This is a genomic window from Stenotrophomonas sp. Ker107b (assembly GCF_053847245.1).
In genome coordinates this window covers 59,367-78,562 of the sequence record NZ_JBSPHX010000004.1, presented here as the reverse complement: position 1 = coordinate 78,562, position 19,196 = coordinate 59,367, and the positions used below count along the sequence as shown (strand labels likewise).

The 19,196-nt window shown below is 68.5% G+C and carries 12 protein-coding genes; 7 read left to right on the top strand and 5 right to left on the bottom strand.

All coding sequences use genetic code 11. The features are described from left to right. Positions 1-64 precede the first annotated feature (64 nt). From metX to ACWV8V_RS17600, 3 genes are read left to right on the top strand one after another with little or no spacing between them, the layout of a single operon-like run. Positions 65-1,096: a homoserine O-succinyltransferase MetX gene (gene metX, locus ACWV8V_RS17610; RefSeq protein WP_455900346.1), complete on the top strand. Its 1,032-nt coding sequence runs from the start codon at positions 65-67 to the stop codon at positions 1,094-1,096. Beyond that, positions 1,093-2,337, top strand: coding sequence for an O-succinylhomoserine (thiol)-lyase (locus tag ACWV8V_RS17605; RefSeq protein ID WP_259259471.1), 1,245 nt, complete (start codon positions 1,093-1,095; stop codon positions 2,335-2,337). The genes metX and ACWV8V_RS17605 overlap by 4 nt, the downstream gene beginning before the upstream one ends. Continuing rightward, positions 2,334-3,401, top strand: coding sequence for a homoserine dehydrogenase (locus ACWV8V_RS17600; RefSeq protein ID WP_455900345.1), 1,068 nt, complete (start codon positions 2,334-2,336; stop codon positions 3,399-3,401). Before ACWV8V_RS17605 ends, ACWV8V_RS17600 begins: the two co-directional genes overlap by 4 nt. Before the next feature lie 120 nt (positions 3,402-3,521). Here the strand turns inward: ACWV8V_RS17600 and ACWV8V_RS17595 are convergent, their stop codons facing one another. Both ACWV8V_RS17595 and ACWV8V_RS17590 read right to left on the bottom strand, forming a co-directional pair. Then, entirely contained in the window at positions 3,522-4,523 is a 1,002-nt protein-coding gene (locus tag ACWV8V_RS17595; RefSeq protein WP_455900344.1) for an alpha/beta fold hydrolase, read from the bottom strand. A 121-nt stretch (positions 4,524-4,644) separates the two neighbouring features. Further along, positions 4,645-6,027, bottom strand: a complete 1,383-nt coding sequence (locus ACWV8V_RS17590; protein ID WP_123730460.1) for an L-serine ammonia-lyase — start codon at positions 6,025-6,027, stop codon at positions 4,645-4,647. A gap of 97 nt (positions 6,028-6,124) precedes the next feature. Between ACWV8V_RS17590 and ACWV8V_RS17585 the strand changes: the two genes are divergently transcribed. Next, a complete protein-coding gene (locus ACWV8V_RS17585) occupies positions 6,125-6,343 on the top strand; it encodes a glutaredoxin family protein (RefSeq protein WP_455900343.1) in 219 nt (72 codons plus the stop codon). A 114-nt stretch (positions 6,344-6,457) separates the two neighbouring features. Here the strand turns inward: ACWV8V_RS17585 and ACWV8V_RS17580 are convergent, their stop codons facing one another. From ACWV8V_RS17580 to ACWV8V_RS17570, 3 genes are read right to left on the bottom strand one after another with little or no spacing between them, the layout of a single operon-like run. Then, positions 6,458-7,024 (bottom strand): YceI family protein, encoded by a 567-nt coding sequence (locus tag ACWV8V_RS17580; protein WP_019186059.1) that lies wholly within the window; start codon positions 7,022-7,024, stop codon positions 6,458-6,460. A 2-nt stretch (positions 7,025-7,026) separates the two neighbouring features. Further along, positions 7,027-7,599, bottom strand: a complete 573-nt coding sequence (locus ACWV8V_RS17575; RefSeq protein WP_455900342.1) for a cytochrome b — start codon at positions 7,597-7,599, stop codon at positions 7,027-7,029. Then, positions 7,596-8,309: a YceI family protein gene (locus ACWV8V_RS17570; RefSeq protein ID WP_455900341.1), complete on the bottom strand. Its 714-nt coding sequence runs from the start codon at positions 8,307-8,309 to the stop codon at positions 7,596-7,598. Before ACWV8V_RS17570 ends, ACWV8V_RS17575 begins: the two co-directional genes overlap by 4 nt. Positions 8,310-8,505: 196 nt before the next feature. Between ACWV8V_RS17570 and ACWV8V_RS17565 the strand changes: the two genes are divergently transcribed. From ACWV8V_RS17565 to ACWV8V_RS17555, 3 genes are all read left to right on the top strand, one after another. Continuing rightward, entirely contained in the window at positions 8,506-12,054 is a 3,549-nt protein-coding gene (locus ACWV8V_RS17565; RefSeq protein WP_455900340.1) for a hybrid sensor histidine kinase/response regulator, read from the top strand. 300 nt (positions 12,055-12,354) lie between these two features. Then, positions 12,355-15,756 carry an ATP-binding protein gene (locus ACWV8V_RS17560; RefSeq protein ID WP_455900339.1) on the top strand — a complete coding sequence of 1,134 codons (3,402 nt, stop codon included), beginning with the start codon at positions 12,355-12,357 and terminating at the stop codon, positions 15,754-15,756. Continuing rightward, positions 15,756-19,163: a response regulator gene (locus tag ACWV8V_RS17555; protein ID WP_455900338.1), complete on the top strand. Its 3,408-nt coding sequence runs from the start codon at positions 15,756-15,758 to the stop codon at positions 19,161-19,163. Before ACWV8V_RS17560 ends, ACWV8V_RS17555 begins: the two co-directional genes overlap by 1 nt. Positions 19,164-19,196 lie beyond the last annotated feature (33 nt).

Sequence of the window (19,196 nt, the reverse complement as noted above, 5' to 3'; positions counted from 1 at the left end):
ACGTGCGCTTCGAACGCGAGCTCCGCGAAAGCTCGATGGCCGTTTTCCTACTTTGGATACCGCCATGCGCTTCGCCACCGCCGCCCCTGTCGCCACCGACTCCTTCGCCCCGCTCAGCGTCCCCGTCGACGCCGGGCTGAACGCCGTGCGCGGCGATATCGCGGCGGTGCTGTCGATGCGTCACGGCGGACCGCGGCCGGTACGCCTGCGCTACGAATGCGTCGGCCGTGCCGATGCGCCGGTGGTGGTGCTGGCCGGCGGCATCTCTGCACATCGCCATGTGGCAGCGAATGCCGAATTCCCCGAAAAGGGCTGGGCCGAGGGCCTGGTGGCCACGGGTCGCGCGCTGGATCCGGCCTCGCTGCGCATCCTGGCGTTCGATTTCATCGGCGCCGACGGCGCGCTGGACCTGCCGATCGATACCGCCGACCAGGCCGACGCGCTGGCCTTGCTGCTCGACCATCTCGGCATCGCCCGCCTGCAGTGCTTCGTGGGCTACTCCTACGGCGCGCTGGTCGGCCAGCAGTTCGCGATCCGTCATCGCGAGCGCGTGCAGAAGCTGATCGCGGTGAGTGGTGCGCATCGCCCGCACCCGTATGCCGCGGCCTGGCGCGCGCTGCAGCGCCGTGCGGTCGCGCTGGGTCAGCTGCAATGCGCCGAGAGCCACGGGCTGTCGCTGGCGCGCCAGTTCGCCATGCTCAGCTACCGCACGCCGGAAGAGTTCGGCGAGCGCTTCGATGCCGCGCCGGAAGTGGTCAATGGCCGCGTGCGCGTTGCCGCCGAGGACTATCTGGATGCAGCCGGTGCGCAGTACGTCGCCCGCACCCCGGTCGATGCTTACCTGCGCCTGTCCGAATCGATCGACCTGCACCGCATCGACCCCGCCGCCATCCAGGTGCCGACCGTCGTCGTTGCCGTGGAGGGTGACCGCCTGGTCCCGCTGGCTGACTGTGTCGGCCTGGTGGAAGGGCTGGGCCCGCGCGGCAGCCTGCGCGTGCTGCGCTCGCCCTATGGCCACGACGCCTTCCTGAAAGAAACCGATCGCATCGACGCGATCCTCGCCACCGCTTTTCGATCCCCCGGAGAATCCGCATGAGCCGTTCCGCTGGTACCGAGCCGTCCTGTAGCCGCGTCACCGCCGCCGTGCGTGCCGGCATCGACCGTGACACCGCCCACGGCGCGGTGACCCCGCCGATCGTGTTGTCCTCCAACTTCAGCTTCGATGGCTTCGGCAACAAGCGCCAGTACGACTACACGCGCAGCGGCAACCCCACCCGCGATCTGCTGGGTGAAGCACTCGCCGAACTGGAAGGCGGCGCCGGTGGCGTGATCACCTCCACGGGCATGGGCGCGATCAATCTGGTGCTCAACGCACTGCTGCAGCCCGGCGATACCCTGGTGGTGCCGCACGATGCGTACGGCGGCAGCTGGCGCCTGTTCAACGCATTGGCGAAGAAGGGCCACTTCGGCCTGATCACCGCCGACCTGACCGATCCGCGTTCACTGGCCGATGCGCTGGCGCAGTCGCCCACCCTGGTGCTGATCGAAACCCCGTCCAACCCGCTGCTGCGCATCACCGACCTGCGCTTCGTCATCGATGCCGCGCACAAGGCCGGTGCCAAGGTCGTCGTCGACAACACGTTCCTGTCGCCGGCGCTGCAGCAGCCGATCAGCTTCGGTGCCGATGTGGTGCTGCATTCGACCACCAAGTACATCAACGGCCACAGCGATGTGGTCGGTGGCGCGGTGATCGCGCGTGATCCGGCGGTGCACGAGCAACTGGTGTGGTGGGCCAACGCGCTGGGCCTGACCGGTTCGCCGTTCGATGCCTTCCTGACCCTGCGTGGCCTGCGTACGCTGGGTGCACGCCTGCGCGCCCATCAGGAGAACACGGCGGCCGTGGTCGAGCTGCTGGCCGCCAGCGATGCGGTCGCCAGCGTGTACTACCCGGGCCTGGCCGATCATCCCGGCCACGCCATCGCGGCCCGTCAGCAGAGCGGCTTCGGCGCGATGCTGTCCTTCGAACTGGCCTCGTGCCCGGGCGAGGATCCGCATGCGGCGGTGCGCGCCTTCGTGGATGGCCTGCGCTGCTTCACCCTGGCCGAATCGCTGGGCGGCGTGGAAAGCCTGATCGCGCACCCGGCGACCATGACCCACGCGGCCATGACCCCGGAAGCGCGTGCGCACGCCGGCATCAGCGAGGGCCTGCTGCGCCTGTCGGTCGGTATCGAGTCGCCGGAAGACCTGGTGGCCGATCTGCAGGCCGGGCTGGAACGCGCCCAGGTCGTGATCGATCAGCACCGCGACGTGCAGCGCCGTAAACAGGTGGATGCATGAGCGCCGTGTTGAACCTTCCGCTGGCAGCACAGCGTCGTCTGGCGCTGCTTGGCACCGGCACGGTCGGCACCGCCTTCGTTCAGCGCTATGCCTCGCTGCAGGATCGCGGCGTCACGCTGCCGTCGTTCTCCTGGCTGGCCAACTCGCGCACGGCGCGTGCCTGCGAACAGACCCCCGCGCAGGAACTCGCCCAGGCCAACCTGGCCGCACGCGGCGCGGTGGCGTTGCAGCCCTGGGCGGAAGCCGAAGGCCTCCAGCGTGGCGATGTGGTGGTCGATGCGACCGCCAGTGACGAGGTCGCCAACTGGCACGAACAGTGGCTGGCGCGGGGCGTGCACGTGGTGACCGCCAACAAGCTCGGCCAAGGCGCACAGTTGGCCCGTGCGCAGGCCATCGCCGACAGCGGCCAGCAGGGCGCTGCGCATTACGGCGACAGTGCAACAGTGGGGGCAGGCCTGCCGCTGCTGAGCAGCCTGCGCGCGCTGGTTGCCGGTGGCGATCGCATCCATCGCGTGGAGGGCGTGTTGTCCGGTTCGCTGGCGTGGCTGTTCCATCAGTACGATGGCCAGCGTCCGTTTTCGGCGTGGGTGCGTGAGGCGGCTGAGGCCGGCTACACCGAGCCGGACCCGCGTGTGGATCTTTCCGGCGAAGATGTCCGTCGCAAACTGCTGATCCTGGCGCGCGCCAGCGGCATCGCGTTGCGTGCCGAGCAGGTGCAGGTCGCTTCATTGGTACCTGACGCGCTCGCCGCGCTGTCACCGACGGATGCGTTGGGTCAGCTTTCTGTGCTGGACGCACCGCTGCAAGCTTACTGGCAGCAGGCGCAGGAACAAGCAGGGTGTCTACGTTTCGTCGGTGGTTTCGACCACGACGGAGCGGCGGTTGGGCTGCGCGTGCTCCCGCGCGATCATCCGCTGGCCGGCGGTGCACAGACCGACAACCGGGTCGCGATCCACAGCGACCGGTATCACGCCCAGCCGCTGCTGATCCAGGGGCCGGGCGCCGGGGCGGACGTCACCGCCGCCGCGTTGCTGGACGACGTGCTGGCGATCGTGCGGCGCTGAATGCCGTGCGATCGCACCAAGGCACACGGTAGCGCCAAGGGTGGGCTTGCTGCGTCGGCGGAGAACGCTGAGGACGGCCGCTGCCACGCATGGCGTGGCACTGCCGGGGTGGTGGGCAGGTCAGTCGTGTTTTGAGATTGCCTTCAGCAGTGCCGCATTGAATCGGTCCGGGTCCTGCACCTGTGGCGAGTGGCCCAGATCCTCGAAGCTCACCAGGGTGGCGCCTGGGATCGCTGCCGCCGCCGCTTTGCCCAGCGCAGGGTAGTTGCCGAGCGTCGCTTTCAGGGCGGGCGGTGCCAGATCGCGGCCGATTGCAGTACGGTCGGTCTGGCCGATGAACAGTGTGGTTGGCACGGTCAGCCTGGGCAGCTCATGGACCACCGGCTGGTTGAACACCATGTCCGAGGTCAGCGCCTGGCTCCATGCCACCGCCTGTTTGCCGGGGCCGTCGTACATGCGTGACTGCATGCGCACCCATTGCTCGTACTCGGGCTTCCACTGGCCGTTGTAATAGACGTCGAGCTGGTACTTCTTGATGCTGTCGAAGCTGGTCTTCAGCTCGCCCGCATACCAAGCGTCGATGCTGCGCCATGGCACGCCCTTGGCCTTCCAGTCTTCCAGTCCGATCGGGTTGACCAGCGAGAGACTGAGGGTGCGCTGCGGGTACATCAGCGCGAAGCGCGCGGCGAGCATGCCCCCCATTGAATGGCCGACGATGTGCAGCTTGCCCTCGCCATAGCCCAGATGCTCCAGCAACGCTTCGGTATTGGCAGCCAACTGACCGAACGAGTATTGATAGCGCTCGGGCTTGCTCGATTTGCAGAAACCGATCTGGTCCGGCGCGATCACCCGGTAGCTGGCCGCGCTCAGTGCCGCGATGGTGTCCTTCCAGGTGGCCGCGCAGAAATTCTTGCCGTGCAGCAGCACGACCGTCCCGGCGAAGCCTTTGCCACCGGCGGGCACGTCGATATAGGCCATCTCCAGCGGCTGGCGCTGAGACTCGAACCGGAAGATCTTCACGGGGTACGGATAGTCGAAGCCTTCCAGCCGCGGGCCGTAAGTCTCAGCGGCGAGGGTGGTCAGCGGCAGGCAGGCAAGCAGGGCGGCAGCCAGGATGCGCATGGCGGTCTCCAAGAGGGGAAGCCCGACTTTACTGGACGCACGTGGCCGCTGTCGTGACCGTGTCGTGTTGCTGTCGTGGCGAGACGTATGAACAGCGGCCGCTGAGCGGCCGCGTCCGGTTTCAGCACTCGATGACGTTGACCGCCAGCCCGCCGCGGCTGGTTTCCTTGTACTTGTCCTGCATGTCGCGGCCGGTATCGCGCATGGTCTTGATGACCTTGTCCAGCGAGACCTTGTGCTTGCCATCGCCACGCATCGCCATGCGCGAGGCGTTGATCGCCTTGACCGCGCCCATTGCATTGCGCTCGATGCAGGGAATCTGCACCAGCCCGCCGATCGGGTCGCAGGTCAGGCCGAGGTTGTGTTCCATGCCGATTTCAGCGGCATTCTCGATCTGGCTCGGGTTGCCGCCGAGTGCGGCGACCAGGCCGCCGGCCGCCATCGAGCAGGCCACGCCCACTTCGCCCTGGCAGCCGACTTCGGCACCGGAGATGGAGGCATTTTCCTTGTACAGGATGCCGATCGCCGCGGAGGTCAGCAGGAAATCGAACACGCGCTGTTCGTTGGCGCCCGGGCAGAAACGGTCGAAATAGTGCAGCACCGCTGGCAGTACGCCGGCTGCGCCGTTGGTCGGTGCGGTCACCACGCGGCCACCGGCGGCGTTTTCTTCGTTCACGGCCAGCGCGTACAGGTTGACCCAGTCCAGCGTGGTCAGCGGGTCGCGCATCGCCGCTTCCGGCTTGGAGGACAGTTCGCGGTACAGCGCCGGGGCGCGGCGTGATACATGCAGGCCGCCGGGCAGGGTACCTTCCTGACGGATGCCGCGCTCCACGCAGGCCTGCATGGCGCTCCAGATCTCGCGCAGGCTGTCGCGGATCTCGTCCTCGGTACGCCAGCACTTTTCGTTCTCGAACATCATCTGGGCGATGCTCAGGCCACTGCGGGCGGTCTGCGCGAGCAGCTCATCGCCGCTCTTGAACGGGTAGGGCAGCGGGGTTTCATCAGGAACGATGCGGTCATCGGCCGCGTCGTCCTGGTTGACCACGAAGCCGCCGCCGACGGAGTAGTAATCGCGCGTGGCGATCACCTGCTCGTCCGCACCGTAAGCCGTGAAGCGCATGCCGTTGGTGTGGTACGGCAGCTTCTGGCGCTTGTTCAGGCCCAGGTCGCGCTTCTCGTCGAAGGCGATCTCATGCTGGCCCATCAGGCGGATGCGCTTGCTGCTGCGGATCCGCTCGAGCGTCTCGGGGATGATGTCCGGATCGATCAGGTTCGGGCGCTGGCCTTCCAGACCGAGCAGCACCGCCTTGTCGGTGCCATGGCCACGGCCGGTCAGGGCCAGCGAGCCGTAGACGTCGGCGCGGATGCGCACCACGTCCTGCAGATGGCCCGGATCGAGCAGCCAGCGGTGCACGAAACGTTCGGCAGCCTTCATCGGTCCCACGGTGTGCGAAGAACTCGGGCCAATGCCGATCTTGAAAACGTCGAACGTGCTGACAGCCATGATTGCCAAACTGCGGGTATCGGATGGAGCGCTATTCTATGCTGTCGCAGGCGCCAGCCTTGAGTGCGGCGCAACATTTCCCAAGGCGGGTGGGCCGGTGTTTACCTTGTACCAGCGTGATGACTGCCAGTTGTGCGACCAGGCCCTGGCGGTGCTGGCCCAGGCCCGGGTGGCCGATCTGGACAGTGTGTTCATCGATGACGACACCGCGCTGGAGGCCCGCTACGGGCGGCGGGTGCCGGTGCTGCGCGATGCGCAGGGGCGGGAACTGGACTGGCCGTTCGATGTGGCGGGGCTGCAGGCCTGGATCGGCTGACACGCAGCGCCGCTTGGCGGTGCTGGATGCGGTAGTGCCGGCCGCTGGCCGGCTCCCGGGAGTCGATCATCGCGCGAGGAGCCGGCCAGCGGCCGGCACTACCGCCATCTGACGTTACTTCGCCTTCAGGACCACCTTCGTGCTGATCGCGGTCTCGTTCGGAATGGTCTTGGTGTCGGCCCAGTCGCCGCCACCCACACCGAAGTCCAGGCGCTTGACCGTGGCCTTGCCGGCCAGCACCGGCTGCGCGCCCGGGGTCCAGGTGAAGGTCAGGGTGACCGGCTTGCTCACGCCGCGCAGTTCCAGCGTGCCGTCGGCCGCGTACTGGTTGTTGCCCAGCGAGCGGAACTTGGTGGCGCTGTACTTGGCTTGGGCGAATTTGCCCACGTTGAAGAAGTCCGCGCCCTGCAGGGTCGAATCGCGGTCGCTGTTGCCGCTCTTGGCGCTGGCCAGCGGAATGGTCACTTCCAGCTTGGCATCGTCCAGCTTGGCCGGATCAAAGCTGATCCGGGTGTCGAAGCCCGGGAAGGTGCCGGTGAACACTTCGCCGTCGTACTTGGTGGCAAAGGCCAGCACCGAGCCGGGCGCCTGCACGTAGTCGGCTGCCAGCACCGGGGCAGTGGCCAGCAGCCCGGCCAGGGCGGCAGCGACGGCGGCGGGAGAGGTGAGCTTGATGTTCATGGTCAATCCTTCTGGGGGGAGGCAAGCCAGCGCTGCGGGAGCATGCGCGCAAGCGTGGCATCGCGTTGGTAAAAATGGTGATAAAGCGCCGCACCGGCATGGGCCACGACCACGGCGATCAACAGCCAGAAGCCCCACTCATGGATGGCGTGCGAGATCTGGGTGACGCGTTCGTCCGGCGGGCTCAGCTTCGGCACGTCGACCAGCCCGAACCAGCGGAATGGACGCAGGCCGCTGGCCGAGTCGTAGAGCCAGCCCGACAGCGGAATGGCGAACATCAGCACGTACAGCAGCCAATGGGTTGCCGAGGCGATGCGCTCCTGCCACGTCGGCGTGCCCGGCACCGGGTGTGGTGTGCCGGCGTACAGGCGCCACAGCAGGCGGGTCACGACCAGCGCCAGCACGGTGATGCCGATCGATTTGTGCATGGTGTAGACCCAGAAGTACTTCGGGGTCCTGGGCAGTTCGCCCATGGTCAGCCCGACGATGCCCAGGGCGAGGATCAGTATGGCGATCAGCCAGTGCAGGGTCTGGCTGACGCCACCCCATCGGGTCGGGGTGTTCTTGGCGGTCATGGCGTGGTCTCCTGGACCGGCTGTGGGGTATCTGAGTCGGCCGGGGCGGTGGGAGTTCCCGGTGCCTCGGTGGGAGCGGTATCGGCAGGATCGCCGGCGTTGCGATCACGCACGGCTTCGGCCTCGATCCGCAACTGCACCTCATCACCGATCATCGAGGCCCAGCCATCCACGCCGAAGGCGCTGCGGCTGAGCGTGGCGGTGGCCGAGAAGCCAGCGGTACGGCGGAACGGAGGAAGTGGATGCCGCTTGAGTGCGTTGAGGGTGACCGCCAGGGTCACCTCGCGGGTCACCCCCCGTACCGTGAGCTGGCCGGTAACGTTGGCGTGGGTCGGATCGATGGGCTCGACATGCGTGGAGACGAAGCGTGCCTCCGGGAATCGCTCGCCATCGAGCAGGTTGCGCGCCAGCGTGGCGGTATTCCATTTGGCGTCGCCCAGGTCCAGGCGCTGGATCGGCACGCTGACCTCCAGCCGCGCGCTGCGCCAGTCATCCGGATCAAACACCAGCACGCCGTCGCTGCCTGATACCGTCCCCAACGCATGCGAGAAACCGGCATGCTCGACCGCGAACAGCACACGGGTGTGCACCGGGTCCAGCCGATAGCGGTCCGGCGCGGCAGTGGCGAGCAGCGGGGTGGCGGCCAGCAGCAGGGAAAGTGTCAGGCGCTTCAGCACGTCGCAGCCTCCATCAGGGTCTGGGGCGATCATACGCACAGCCGTGTCATCGGACGCAGCGTCATGGCTGCAACAGATCGTGGTGCGGCAGACAACAGCGCCGGCCGCCTGTGCTGGCTCGCTCGCCTGCCGCGGGAACAGCCCGTTCCATCCACGGCAGCAGGGCCAGAATGCGGACACCGTCCTGATCGCTGTGTGACAATCCTCACCATTAGGGAGATCCGGATCGATGAGCACGCGCCGCTGGGGTGCAGGCATCGTGCTGTTGGTGCTGTGGTTGTGCGCAGTGCCGTCAGTGTTGGAAGCCGCAGGGACATCGGCAGAAACGCCACGTTTGCGCCGTCTGAGCGCCGCCGAAGGCATGCCGTCGCGCATGGTGCTGGCGCTCGCCCAGGACCGCCAGGGGTACATCTGGGCCGGTACCGATGACGGACTGGCCCGCGTGGACGGCGTCGGCCTGCGGGTGTGGCGCAATGATCCGGCCGATCCTGGCTCGCTGCCCGGCAACGAGGTGGAAACGCTGCTGGTCGATCCGCTGGACCGGGTCTGGGTGGGGAGCAACGGTGTGGGCCTGAGCATGCTTGGCCCGGAACGCACGGCGTTCACCCGTTTTTCCGCCTTGAGCGAGGCCTGCGAAGGCCAGTTCTGGTCGCTGGCCTATGCCGCGCAGTCCTTGTGGATCGGCACCAACCAGCATGGTCTGTGCCGGCGCAGCGAGGACGGCACGCTGGTCAAGTACCAGGCCGACCCGGACGATCCGCGCAGCCTGCCTGACAACACCATCTACACGCTGTTGTCCGATCCTCAGGGACGCGTATGGGTGGGCACCTCCAATGGTGTGGCCCGCTGGGAGGGCGATGGCTTCACCCGCATCGCGCCCACGCTGCTGGCGGGCAAGAGCGTGTTCCGCCTCACCCGCGAGCCGGACGGCACTGTCTGGGCCGGCACCGAAGGTGGCCTGTTCCGCATCGATGCCGACGACCGGGCCCGTGCGGCACCCTGGAAGCTCAGCGCGGATGTGCGCGCGGCCAATGTCGTTCATGACCGCAACGGCGGGTATTGGCTGGGCACCGCCGATGGTCTGTATCGTGGCGATGCGAACACCATGCGGCTGCTCGCCGGCGACGCCGGCAGCGGCTTCCTGACTGCACGCAGTGGCGTGCTGGACATGCTGCAGGATCATGAGGGCGGGCTGTGGGTGGCGATGCTGACTCAGGGCCTGGCGTACCTGCCGCCGGACTGGAAGCGTTTCTCCAGCTGGTACCAGCTCGATGGCAAGCCGCTGGACAGTGTCTATCTGCTCGGCGCTGCCGCGCACGGCGATGACTTCTACATCTCCGGCGCGCACGGGCTGTACCGTCTCGACGCGCAGGGCCAGCTGCGGCAGATTGCCGATGACACGCAGATCGGCGTCGGTGCGGGCTGGTCGCTGTTGCCGCGCGACGATGGCGCCGTGTGGATCGGCCGTGCCGGCCGGCTGAGCCTGTATCAGCCGGCGACCGGCGCGCTGCGCGAATGGAAGATCGGCGGCGGCGCGGATGTGCGTCAGCGCATCGACCTGATCCGGCAGGCACCCAATGGCGAGCTGTGGCTGTCGATCATGAATTTCGGTGTCCAGCGGCGCGATGCGCAGGGCAACGTACTCGATACCATCCGTAACGATCAGGACCGCGGGCTGACCGAGAACCCGATCGAACAGATGGTGTTCGATCCGCGTGGCGATCTGTGGGTGATGAGCGACAGCATCGGCCTGCGGCGGTGGCGCGAGGGCCGGTTCGTGCAGGTGCCGGGCATCTCGCGCGGCAGCATCTACGATGCGGCGTGGACCGGGCCGGACGAACTCTGGCTGGCCCGCCAGGGGGCGCTGGAACGGTATCACTGGGACGGGCTGAGCATGAGCCTGCGCGAGCGCGTCGGCCCCGCCGAGGGCATGCCGCCTGTCTCCATGGGCGGGCTGGCGCTGGGCACGCACGGTGAGGTGTGGGCGACCACCCCGCGCGGATTGATCTGCTGGCACGGCACCGAACGGCGCCTGCGCCTGTATGGCGAGCGCGACGGGCTGCCGGATGTGGAGTTCAGCAACCGCCCACCGGTGCAGGCGCGCGATGGCCGTGTGCTGGCCGTCACCGCGACCGGCTTGGTCGGCTTCGACCCGGATGCCCCGGACAGGGTGCTGCCGCCTTCGCAGCTGGTGATCGACAGCGTGCAGGTCCGTCGCGATGACGCCGAGGGCCAGCAGATGCTGTCGACGCACGCACCGATCGTGCTCGGCCCGCGGGATCGCGACCTGATCGTGTCCGCGCGCCTGTTGTCGTTCGCCAACCCGCAGGGCAACCGCTACCGCTACCGCGTGTCCGGGTATGACCAGAACTGGGTGATGCAGGCGGCCGATGGCGAGCGCCTGCTCTCGCGCCTGCCATCGGGAACCTACCGCATCGAGGTGCAGGCGGCCACGCCACAAGGCGACTGGACGCCTTCCAGCACGCTCGCACTGGAGGTGCGCCCACCGTGGTGGCGCAGCGGCTGGGCAATCGTGGGGTATGTGCTGCTCGGCCTGATCGCGATTGCGGTGGTGGCCTACGTGGCCCGTGCGCGCCTGCGTCGTCGCCAGCAATGGCAGCTCACGGTGCACAAGCAGCAGTTGGCCGAGCAGGCCTCGCAGGCGAAGAGCCGCTTCCTGGCGACGCTCGGTCATGAAGTGCGCACGCCCATGACCGGCGTGCTGGGCATGAGCGAGCTGCTGCTGGCTACGTCGCTGGATGAGGTGCAGCGCGGCTATGCCGGTTCGATCCAGCATGCCGGCAAGCACCTGCTGCGGTTGGTCAACGACGCACTGGACCTGGCGCGCATCGAAGCGGGCCGGCTGGAGCTGGACCTGCGCCCGTTCGATCTGATGTCGCTGCTGGAGCAGGTGGGGGCGTTGATGGAGCCCATGGCGCACCACCGAGGCCTGGCCTTCGAACGCAGCTTCACCCTGCCGGGGCCAGTGCAGGCCAGTGGCGATGAAATGCGCGTACGCCAGATCCTGATGAATCTGCTCGGCAACGCGATCAAGTTCACCGAGCACGGCCATGTCGGGCTGGGCGTCGACCTGTGCGATGACGGGCGAGGTCTCGTGTTCGAGGTCGCCGATACCGGTCCTGGCATCAACGAGGATCAACAGGCGCGGTTGTTCCATCGCTTCGAGCAGGCCGATGGCCCACGCACCGCATCGCGGTACGGTGGCAGTGGGCTGGGGCTGGCGATCTGCCAGGAGTTGGCGGTGGCGATGGGCGGTCGCATCGGCATCGACAGCCGACCGGGTCACGGCGCCCGCTTCACCGTGGAGTTGCCCCTGCCTTGGTCGGTCCAGCCGGTCGGCACGCTGCGCGAGGCGGGCCAGGAACTGCGCACGTCATTGCCCCCGCTGCGCATCCTGCTGGTCGAGGACGATGCGACGGTTGCCGACGTGATTGTCGGCCTGCTGCGCACCCGCGGGCATGACGTGGTGCACGTGCTGCACGGTCTGGCGGCATTGTCCGAAGTGGCTGCCGACCGGTTCGATATCGGTCTGCTCGATCTCGACCTGCCGGCACTGGATGGCCTTGCCATTGCCGGGCAACTGCGGGCAATGGGCTACGAGCTGCCGCTGATCGCGGTCACCGCGCGCTCGGATGCGTATGCCGAGCAGCAGGTGCTCGATGCTGGCTTCGATGGCTTCCTGCGCAAGCCGGTGACCGGTGACCTGCTGGTGGAGGCCATCGCACAGGCGCGTGCCGGCCGCCCCATGCCGTACTGATCGCGGCGCGGGTCGTTTATCGGCGTCGTATGTTGAATGTGCGCTTCCAATTCGAAAGTTGATTGACCAAGGTGTGACGCACACACGGTCCAAAGCACGGCGCGGGCGCGCTCTCGACATACCTTGCTGTTCGAGCAGCTGAGGTGTGTCGGAGTACGGGTGGCAGGAGGCCAAAGCAGTCATGCGGGCAGGCGATGGGCAGCCCGTCTGCTCATCGTCGTCCTGTCATTGCCCTTGCCGACGGTCGCCGAGGGCTTGATCACGCTGCCCTGGCCACGACGCGTAGGGCCGGCCGACGCCTTGCCGACGTCGGTCATCCGCGCGATTGACGAAGACCGGGAGGGGTATCTGTGGATGGCCAGCGATGACGGCCTGCTGCGCTTCGATGGGCATCGCTTTCGTGCGTGGCGGCGCGAGCAGGGGTTGCCCGACGGCGACCTCCGCGCCCTGCATGTGGATGCTCTCCAGCGCATCTGGCTTGTCACCGCGTCGCAGGGCCTGATCGCACTGTCGGCCGATCGCCGTGTCTTCCACAGCGAGCCGGGTACGGCGGGCGTGCTGCTGCCACGCACCGGCATCGAGCAGATGACCAGCACCGCAGATGGCACGCTCTGGGTTGGTACGGGCACGGAGGGTCTCTTCGCGCGGTACCCCGACGGCCGGTGGCGCGTGGTGCCGCTGCTGCATGACGGCGTGCCGATGCGCAGGATCACGGCGCTGGTGGTGGATCGCACAGGGCGGCTCTGGGTCGCTACGCCGCAGGCCGTGATGCGCCTGGATGGTGCGCAGTTCACGGTGCTCGCGATGCCGACGGGCGACACCGGCCCGGTCGACTCCCTGTGGCCCGATCCGCAGGGCGGTGTCTGGGGGCGCACGCGCAGCACCGTGGTCCATTGGGACGACGACGGCAGCCTAGGCACATCGCCATCGGGCATGGACATGCCGGTGCTGCGCAGCAGCGAGGGTGAGCTATGGACAACCGGGCCGTCAGGGCTGGCCCGGCATCGCGCCGCGCAGTCGATGCAACCGGTACCGCTTCGCGATCACGATGGCGATACGGTGACGCCGGCGATCGGCAGCGCTTTCCAGGACCGGCTGGGCGGCATGTGGTGGGCGGGCCGCGATCAGGGGCTGTGGCATCTGCCCGCGCGCTGGCACCAGTTCACGCTGTTGCCTGCTGCGCGGGATGGATTGCCCGGTCTGGACAGCGCGCATGTGTGGGCGTTGGCCCCCTCGCGCGGCGAGCGGCTGTGGGTGGCCACCGACGGTGGACGCGTGCAGCGCGTGGATCTGCGCACCGGCACCAGCCGCCTGGGCATCGACTACCGGCCCGAGGGCATGCATCAGACAGCGGTCGGCATGGCGGAGGATCCACGCGGGCGCCTGTGGTTGACCAGTGGCAACACGCTCTCCCGCTATGAGCCCACCACCGGCCGGATGCGGCACTGGCTGCTGGACCTGGGCAGCACGGCCGGCGGCGTGGACCTGAAGGTCTGCAGTGATGGCGCACTGTGGCTGGCGCGGGCCGATCGGATACAACGACGCGATGCTGACGGCGTAGTGCAGCTGTCGGCGACACCGCAGACGCTGGGGTTGGTGCCACCGGTCGCCGGGCCCCAGTTGCTGTGTGGTGCCGGGGAATCGGTGTGGGCGACCGATCGTGCCGGGATCAAACGCTGGTTGCCGGCGCAGGAGCGTTTCGCGGCGGTCGCCGGGGCGCCCCAGGAGGAAGTGGGGGCGATCGCCCGCGGGCCGGATGGGCACTACTGGGCAAGCGGTCCGGGGATGCTGCGGCGGTATCGGTGGGATGGGCAGCAGCTGCGGAAGACCGACAGTTTCAGTGCTGTTCACGGCTACCCGCAGCTGCTGGCACGGGCGCTGGTGGTCGATGATCGGGGCATCGCATGGGCGGGAGGCCCGCGCGGATTGATCCGTGTCGATCCCCACGGTGGCGGCGTGCGACAGCTCGGCAGTGACGATGGCCTGCCGGCGCAGGAGGTGCTGGCGCGGCGGTTGGTGCGCACTGCCGAGGGACGCCTGGCCGCTGCAGTGCATGAAGGTGGTCTGCTGCTGTTCGCGCCCGGGGCGGTGATGCCGCCGCGGCGGATGCCCGGGCTGGTCGTGCACGCGATCACCGCGCGGCGTGGGTCCCGGCAGATCACACTGCCGACCGGCACGGCACCGGTCTCGCTGTCCGGTGCCGACCGTCAGGTGCGCGTGGCGGCACGTCTGCTGGGCGGCGCGCCGACCCGCGTGGCATACCGGTTCCGCCTGCAGGGGCAGGATCCGGACTGGGTGCACAGCGGGTCGGCCGGTCAGCGCGTGTTTGAACGGTTGCCGGTCGGCCTGCACACGTTGGACATCCAGGCACGGCAGGGCGATGGCGGCTGGTCGCCTGCTCGGCGCGTGGTGCTGCAGGTGTCTCCTGCATGGTGGCAGACACCGCTCGCCAAAGGTGGGGCAGGTGCGGCCGGTCTTGCTCTGGTCTGGTTGGCGGTACAGCTGTGCCACCGGCGCGGCAAGCGGCGGCGACATTGGCAGCAGCTGCGCGCGCGGCAGCACCACGCCGAGCAGACGTCGCTGCAGCGCACGCGGTTCCTGACCAGCCTGGGCGGACGCATCCGCGTGCCGATGACGGTCGTGCTGGGCTGGAGTGAACTGCTGGCACGGGTGGCCCTTGCACCGGTCGAACGCCGTCGGGTCGACAGCATCCACCAGGCCGGCGAGCACCTGCTCCGGTTGATGGATGATGCCCTCGACCTGGCCTGCATCGAGTCCGGGCGCCTGGCGCCGCAGCCGACGGCGTTCGTGCTTGAGCCGTTGCTTGAAGCGGTACACGCGTTGCTGCTGCCGGTGGCGCAGCGCAAGGCATTGGCCTTGACGTGGCACAACACGCTGCCGGCATCTGCACGCTTCCACGGTGACGTGCGGTATCTGCGGCAGATCCTGCTCAACCTGGTGGGCAATGCAGTCAAGTTCACTGCGCGCGGCACGGTTCGCCTTGAAGTGAGCGCAGGCAGGGATGGTCTTGGTGTGGTACTGCGCGTGATCGACACCGGTCCGGGCATGAGTGCGGCGCAGTGCGCACGCCTGTTCCAGCGTTTCGAACAGGCCGATGGCGCACAGACGGCTGCACGCTACGGGGGCACCGGCCTGGGGCTGGCGATATCGCGTGATCTGGCCCGCGCCATGGGCGGCGAGATCGAGGTGTCGAGCCGGCCGGGTGAGGGATCGTGCTTCGAAGTGCGATTACCGCTGTCGCGCTGCGTTGCCATTGCCGATGACGTGGCCGTGCCGGTGCGCGCCGACACACTGCCGGTCAATCCACTGCGTGTACTGCTCGTGCTGCCGGCGACGCCGGTGGCCGAGGTGCTGCACGCGTTGTTTGCCTCGCTTGGACATACCGTGGTGACCGTGCATGACATCGATGAGCCTGCCGGTGCGGGCGTGGTGATGGGGCCATGGGATCTGATCGCGAGTGATCCCGATGTCCTCCTTGGCGGGGAACGGGTCGCAACGCGGTTGCTGTATCAGTGGCCAGGAGTCCGGCGTCTGGCACTCACGCCACGCGCGGACAGCGCGGTCGAGCGCGACGCCGCGGCAGCAGGTTTTGATATGTTCCTGCGCTTGCCGGCGAGCCGGACGACGCTGGCGGCATGCCTGGCGCAGTGCCCACGCAGAACGGCATCCGGTCGGCGGTGATGCGCTGTCTGTATGCACTGGTGTGTTGGCTGGCGGCGGTGGTTCCCGCCTTCGCACTGCCCAGCCCTGCCCAGCGCGTCACCACCGCTGACGGCCTGCCTTCCAACGTGGTCCATGAGATCGTCGAGGATCGCCAGGGTTACCTCTGGTTCGCCACCGCCGATGGCCTGGCGCGGCACGACGGCAGCGGCTTCCGCGTGTGGCGGATGGAAGAGGGATTGGCCGACAACGAAGTGCTGAGCATGGCGCTCGATGCCCAGGACCAGCTCTGGATCGGGACCGGCAACGGCCACCTTCAGCGCATGTCGGCAGACCGGCAGCAGCTTGCGCGCTGGGCCGGCCCGGGCACCGGCACTGCCGCGGCCAGCCCTGTGCTGGCGGTACAGCCGCTGGCCGATGGCAGTGTGTGGTTCGGGACGCGCGAAGCGGGGGTGTTTCGACTCGGCCGCGAAGGGCGCTTGCGCCAGTATCTGCCGGCTGCCGATGGCCGCGGCCTGCCGTCGGCGCGGGTGGAAAGGCTGGCCGCGGATGCCGGGGGCGGCGTGTGGATCGGCAGCGCGGCGGGTCTGGCGCGGTGGCAGGGCGACCGGTTTCAGCCGCCGACGCTGCTGGGAGCGACAACGCTGCCGGTGACGGCGCTGGGCCTGGATGCCGAGGGAGCAGTGTGGTCCAGTACCGCCGATGGCACGCAGGTGCGCCGCCTGCCGGGCCTGCAGCCAGCGAACGGGGAGGGCAACCCGGGCCGCCGATGGCTGGGGCACAGCAGGGGCGGCGGGCAGTGGTTTTCCGACAGCGGGCAGGTGTGGTGGCAGGACAGCACGGGACAGAATGCGCGTGCGGTCGCGCTGCCCGCTGTCGCTGGACGCACGCTGCCGCGCATCGCACGCGTCGTGGAAGACCGCTACGGTCGGGTCTGGCTGCTTGGCAGTCATCAAGGCGTGTGGCGATTGGGCGCGCAATGGCGGCACACCGAGCGCTTCAAGGCCACGGGTGGCGCTGCCGGGGAAGCGGCGGGTGCCTTGGCGCCTGCGGCCGACGGCAACGCGTGGTACGTGCGCGGCGGGTGGTTGACCAAGGTATCGCCCACGCGTGGATTCGACTCGCGCCGCTGGTCCTATGCGCATGACCCACAACGGGCCGATCGGCACGTCCTGGTCGAAGACCGTCATGGGCAGGTGTGGGTATTCGCAGCGCCATGGCTCACCCGTCTGGATCCGTTGCGCGGCCGTTCCGAACGCTGGCGCCTGCCTGACGCGGAGGGCGCGGAGGGCGTGGCCACGGCATATGCCGTGCTGCGCATCTGTGGCGACCAGCTCTGGTTGGCGGGGCAGGGGCATCTGCAGCAACGCACCACACAGGGCGTCGAACTGGGTACGTGGTCGTACGACGCGGCGCGGCTGCGGCCGGGGGCGGCGCCCTTCGCCCTGGCGTGCGGCACCGCCGGCCAGGCATGGCTGTGGGATCGCGAAGGCCTCAAACAATGGCGTCCCGACGACGCCTGGTTTGCGCCGGTACCCCAAGCGCCCCGGCGCCAGATCGGCGTACTGCATCTGGCCACCGATGGTCAGCTCTGGATGGCCGATGCGGAGGGCTGGGCGGCCTATCGCCACGACGCAGGTCGTTTGCGTCGGGTCGTGCGTTTCGATGCTGCACACGGGCTGCCGTCGGTGATGCCGCGTGGGCTGGCAGAGGCCCACGGTGCGCTGTGGTCGACCAGCGCACGGGGCGTGGTGCGACTACAGCCGCAGCAACGCGATGTGCGGCTCTACACGGCCGATGATGGCCTGCCGATGATGGTGTTCGATCACGGGTTGATCGCAGCAGGACGTCACCTCCTCGCCATTGATGTGGACGGGGATGTGATGGCGTGGGACCCCGCAGGCATGGCCGGTGCCAAGGTGCCCGCGACGGTGGTGATCGACCGGGTAAAGGTGCGTCGGCAGGGGCGCTGGATCGAGCTGCCCGCTGCGGACCCGCTGCGGTTCAATGCCGATGATCGCGACATTCAACTGTCAGCCCGGCTGCTCAACGGCAGCCATGGCGGGGTGAGCGATTACCGGTTTCGGTTGCGCGGCAAGGACCCGGAGTGGGTCCGTGCCGGGGAACGCGGCACGCGCGGCTTTCCACGGCTGCCGGCAGGCGAACACGTACTGGAGTACCAGGCACGCGGCGCGGACGGACGCTGGTCGCCACTGCAGTCCACCCGGCTGCAGGTGGCGTACAGCGGTTGGTCTCATCCAGGCGCGTGGGCGTTGCTGCTGCTGGGCGGTGCCGGCGCACTGACCCTCATCCTATGGCGGGCGCGCCGTCGTTACGCCCGTCACACCGCCCGCCAGCGGGCCGAAGCCGGGCAGCGGCGTGCCGAGCAGGCGGCCGAGGCCAAGGCTCACTATCTGGCCACGCTGGGCCACGAGATCCGCACGCCGTTGACCGGTGTGCTGGGAATGAGCGAACTGCTGTTGATCGCGCCGCTCGCACCGCGCGAACGTGTGCAGGTGCTGCGCATCCAGGAGGGGGGGCGCACATTGCTGGAGGTGATCGATACCGCACTCGACACGGCCCGGTTGCAGGCCGGCAAGCTGCCGCTGCAGCCGCGTCGTGTCCACATGGCCGCGTGGCTTTCCAGCGTACAGGCGGCGCTGGTGGATCCGCTGGCCGATCGCGGCTGCGCACTCGCGCTGTGCCGGCAACTGCCCGCCAGTGCATGCATCGAGGCTGACCCGGATCGGCTGCGCCATGTGCTCGATAGCCTGCTGTGGACCCTGGTCACGCACACCGGTGCGGTACGGATCGGGGTCCGCGCGGCGTCGCTGCCCGGACGCGCGGGCCTGCTGCTGGATGTGATCGCCACCCCCGGTGCGTGTCCGTCGCCGGCGCTGTCGACGCTGCGCGAGGCGCTCACTGACACCGACGCACTGGTGCATGCCCAGCACGGGCGCCTGCATCTGCTCCAGCGCGCCGATGGGACCTGGCAGGGTAGCCTCAGCCTGGCGCTGCCCTGGCAGCAGGATCAGCCCGACACTCCGGACGCGCCGCTCGCTGCTGGCGCGCTGCATGTGCTGCTGGTGGAAGACGACCCGCTTGTTGCCGAGGTGGTCTCCGGTCTGCTCCGGGTACACGGCCATACCGTCACCCACGCCGGCCATGCGCTGTCGGCCCTCGCCCAGCTGGCCGGTGGCGGCGTGCAGGTGATCCTGCTGGATCTGGATCTGCCTGGAATGGATGGGATGTCACTGCTGCGGCTGATCCGCCAGCAGGGCCATCGCCAGCCGGCGCTGGTGGTCACTGCGCGCCGTGATCCGGACCTGGTCGCGCAGGTCACGCTGGCCGGCGCCGATGGCCTGCTGCACAAACCCGTGGCCGGCGAAGCGCTGCAGGCGGCAATGCGGCGGATGCGACCGGGCTGAGCGGATCGTGCCGGCGCGGGGAACCGTTTACTA

Coding starts and splice junctions, on each gene's coding strand:
- metX (WP_455900346.1), top strand. CDS start 65: ATGCGCTTCGCCACCGCCGCCCCTGTCGCCACCGACTCCTTCGCCCCG.
- ACWV8V_RS17565 (WP_455900340.1), top strand. CDS start 8,506: ATGAGCACGCGCCGCTGGGGTGCAGGCATCGTGCTGTTGGTGCTGTGG.
- ACWV8V_RS17600 (WP_455900345.1), top strand. CDS start 2,334: ATGAGCGCCGTGTTGAACCTTCCGCTGGCAGCACAGCGTCGTCTGGCG.
- ACWV8V_RS17595 (WP_455900344.1), bottom strand. CDS start 4,523: ATGCGCATCCTGGCTGCCGCCCTGCTTGCCTGCCTGCCGCTGACCACC.
- ACWV8V_RS17580 (WP_019186059.1), bottom strand. CDS start 7,024: ATGAACATCAAGCTCACCTCTCCCGCCGCCGTCGCTGCCGCCCTGGCC.
- ACWV8V_RS17555 (WP_455900338.1), top strand. CDS start 15,756: ATGCGCTGTCTGTATGCACTGGTGTGTTGGCTGGCGGCGGTGGTTCCC.
- ACWV8V_RS17605 (WP_259259471.1), top strand. CDS start 1,093: ATGAGCCGTTCCGCTGGTACCGAGCCGTCCTGTAGCCGCGTCACCGCC.
- ACWV8V_RS17570 (WP_455900341.1), bottom strand. CDS start 8,309: ATGATCGCCCCAGACCCTGATGGAGGCTGCGACGTGCTGAAGCGCCTG.
- ACWV8V_RS17575 (WP_455900342.1), bottom strand. CDS start 7,599: ATGACCGCCAAGAACACCCCGACCCGATGGGGTGGCGTCAGCCAGACC.
- ACWV8V_RS17590 (WP_123730460.1), bottom strand. CDS start 6,027: ATGGCTGTCAGCACGTTCGACGTTTTCAAGATCGGCATTGGCCCGAGT.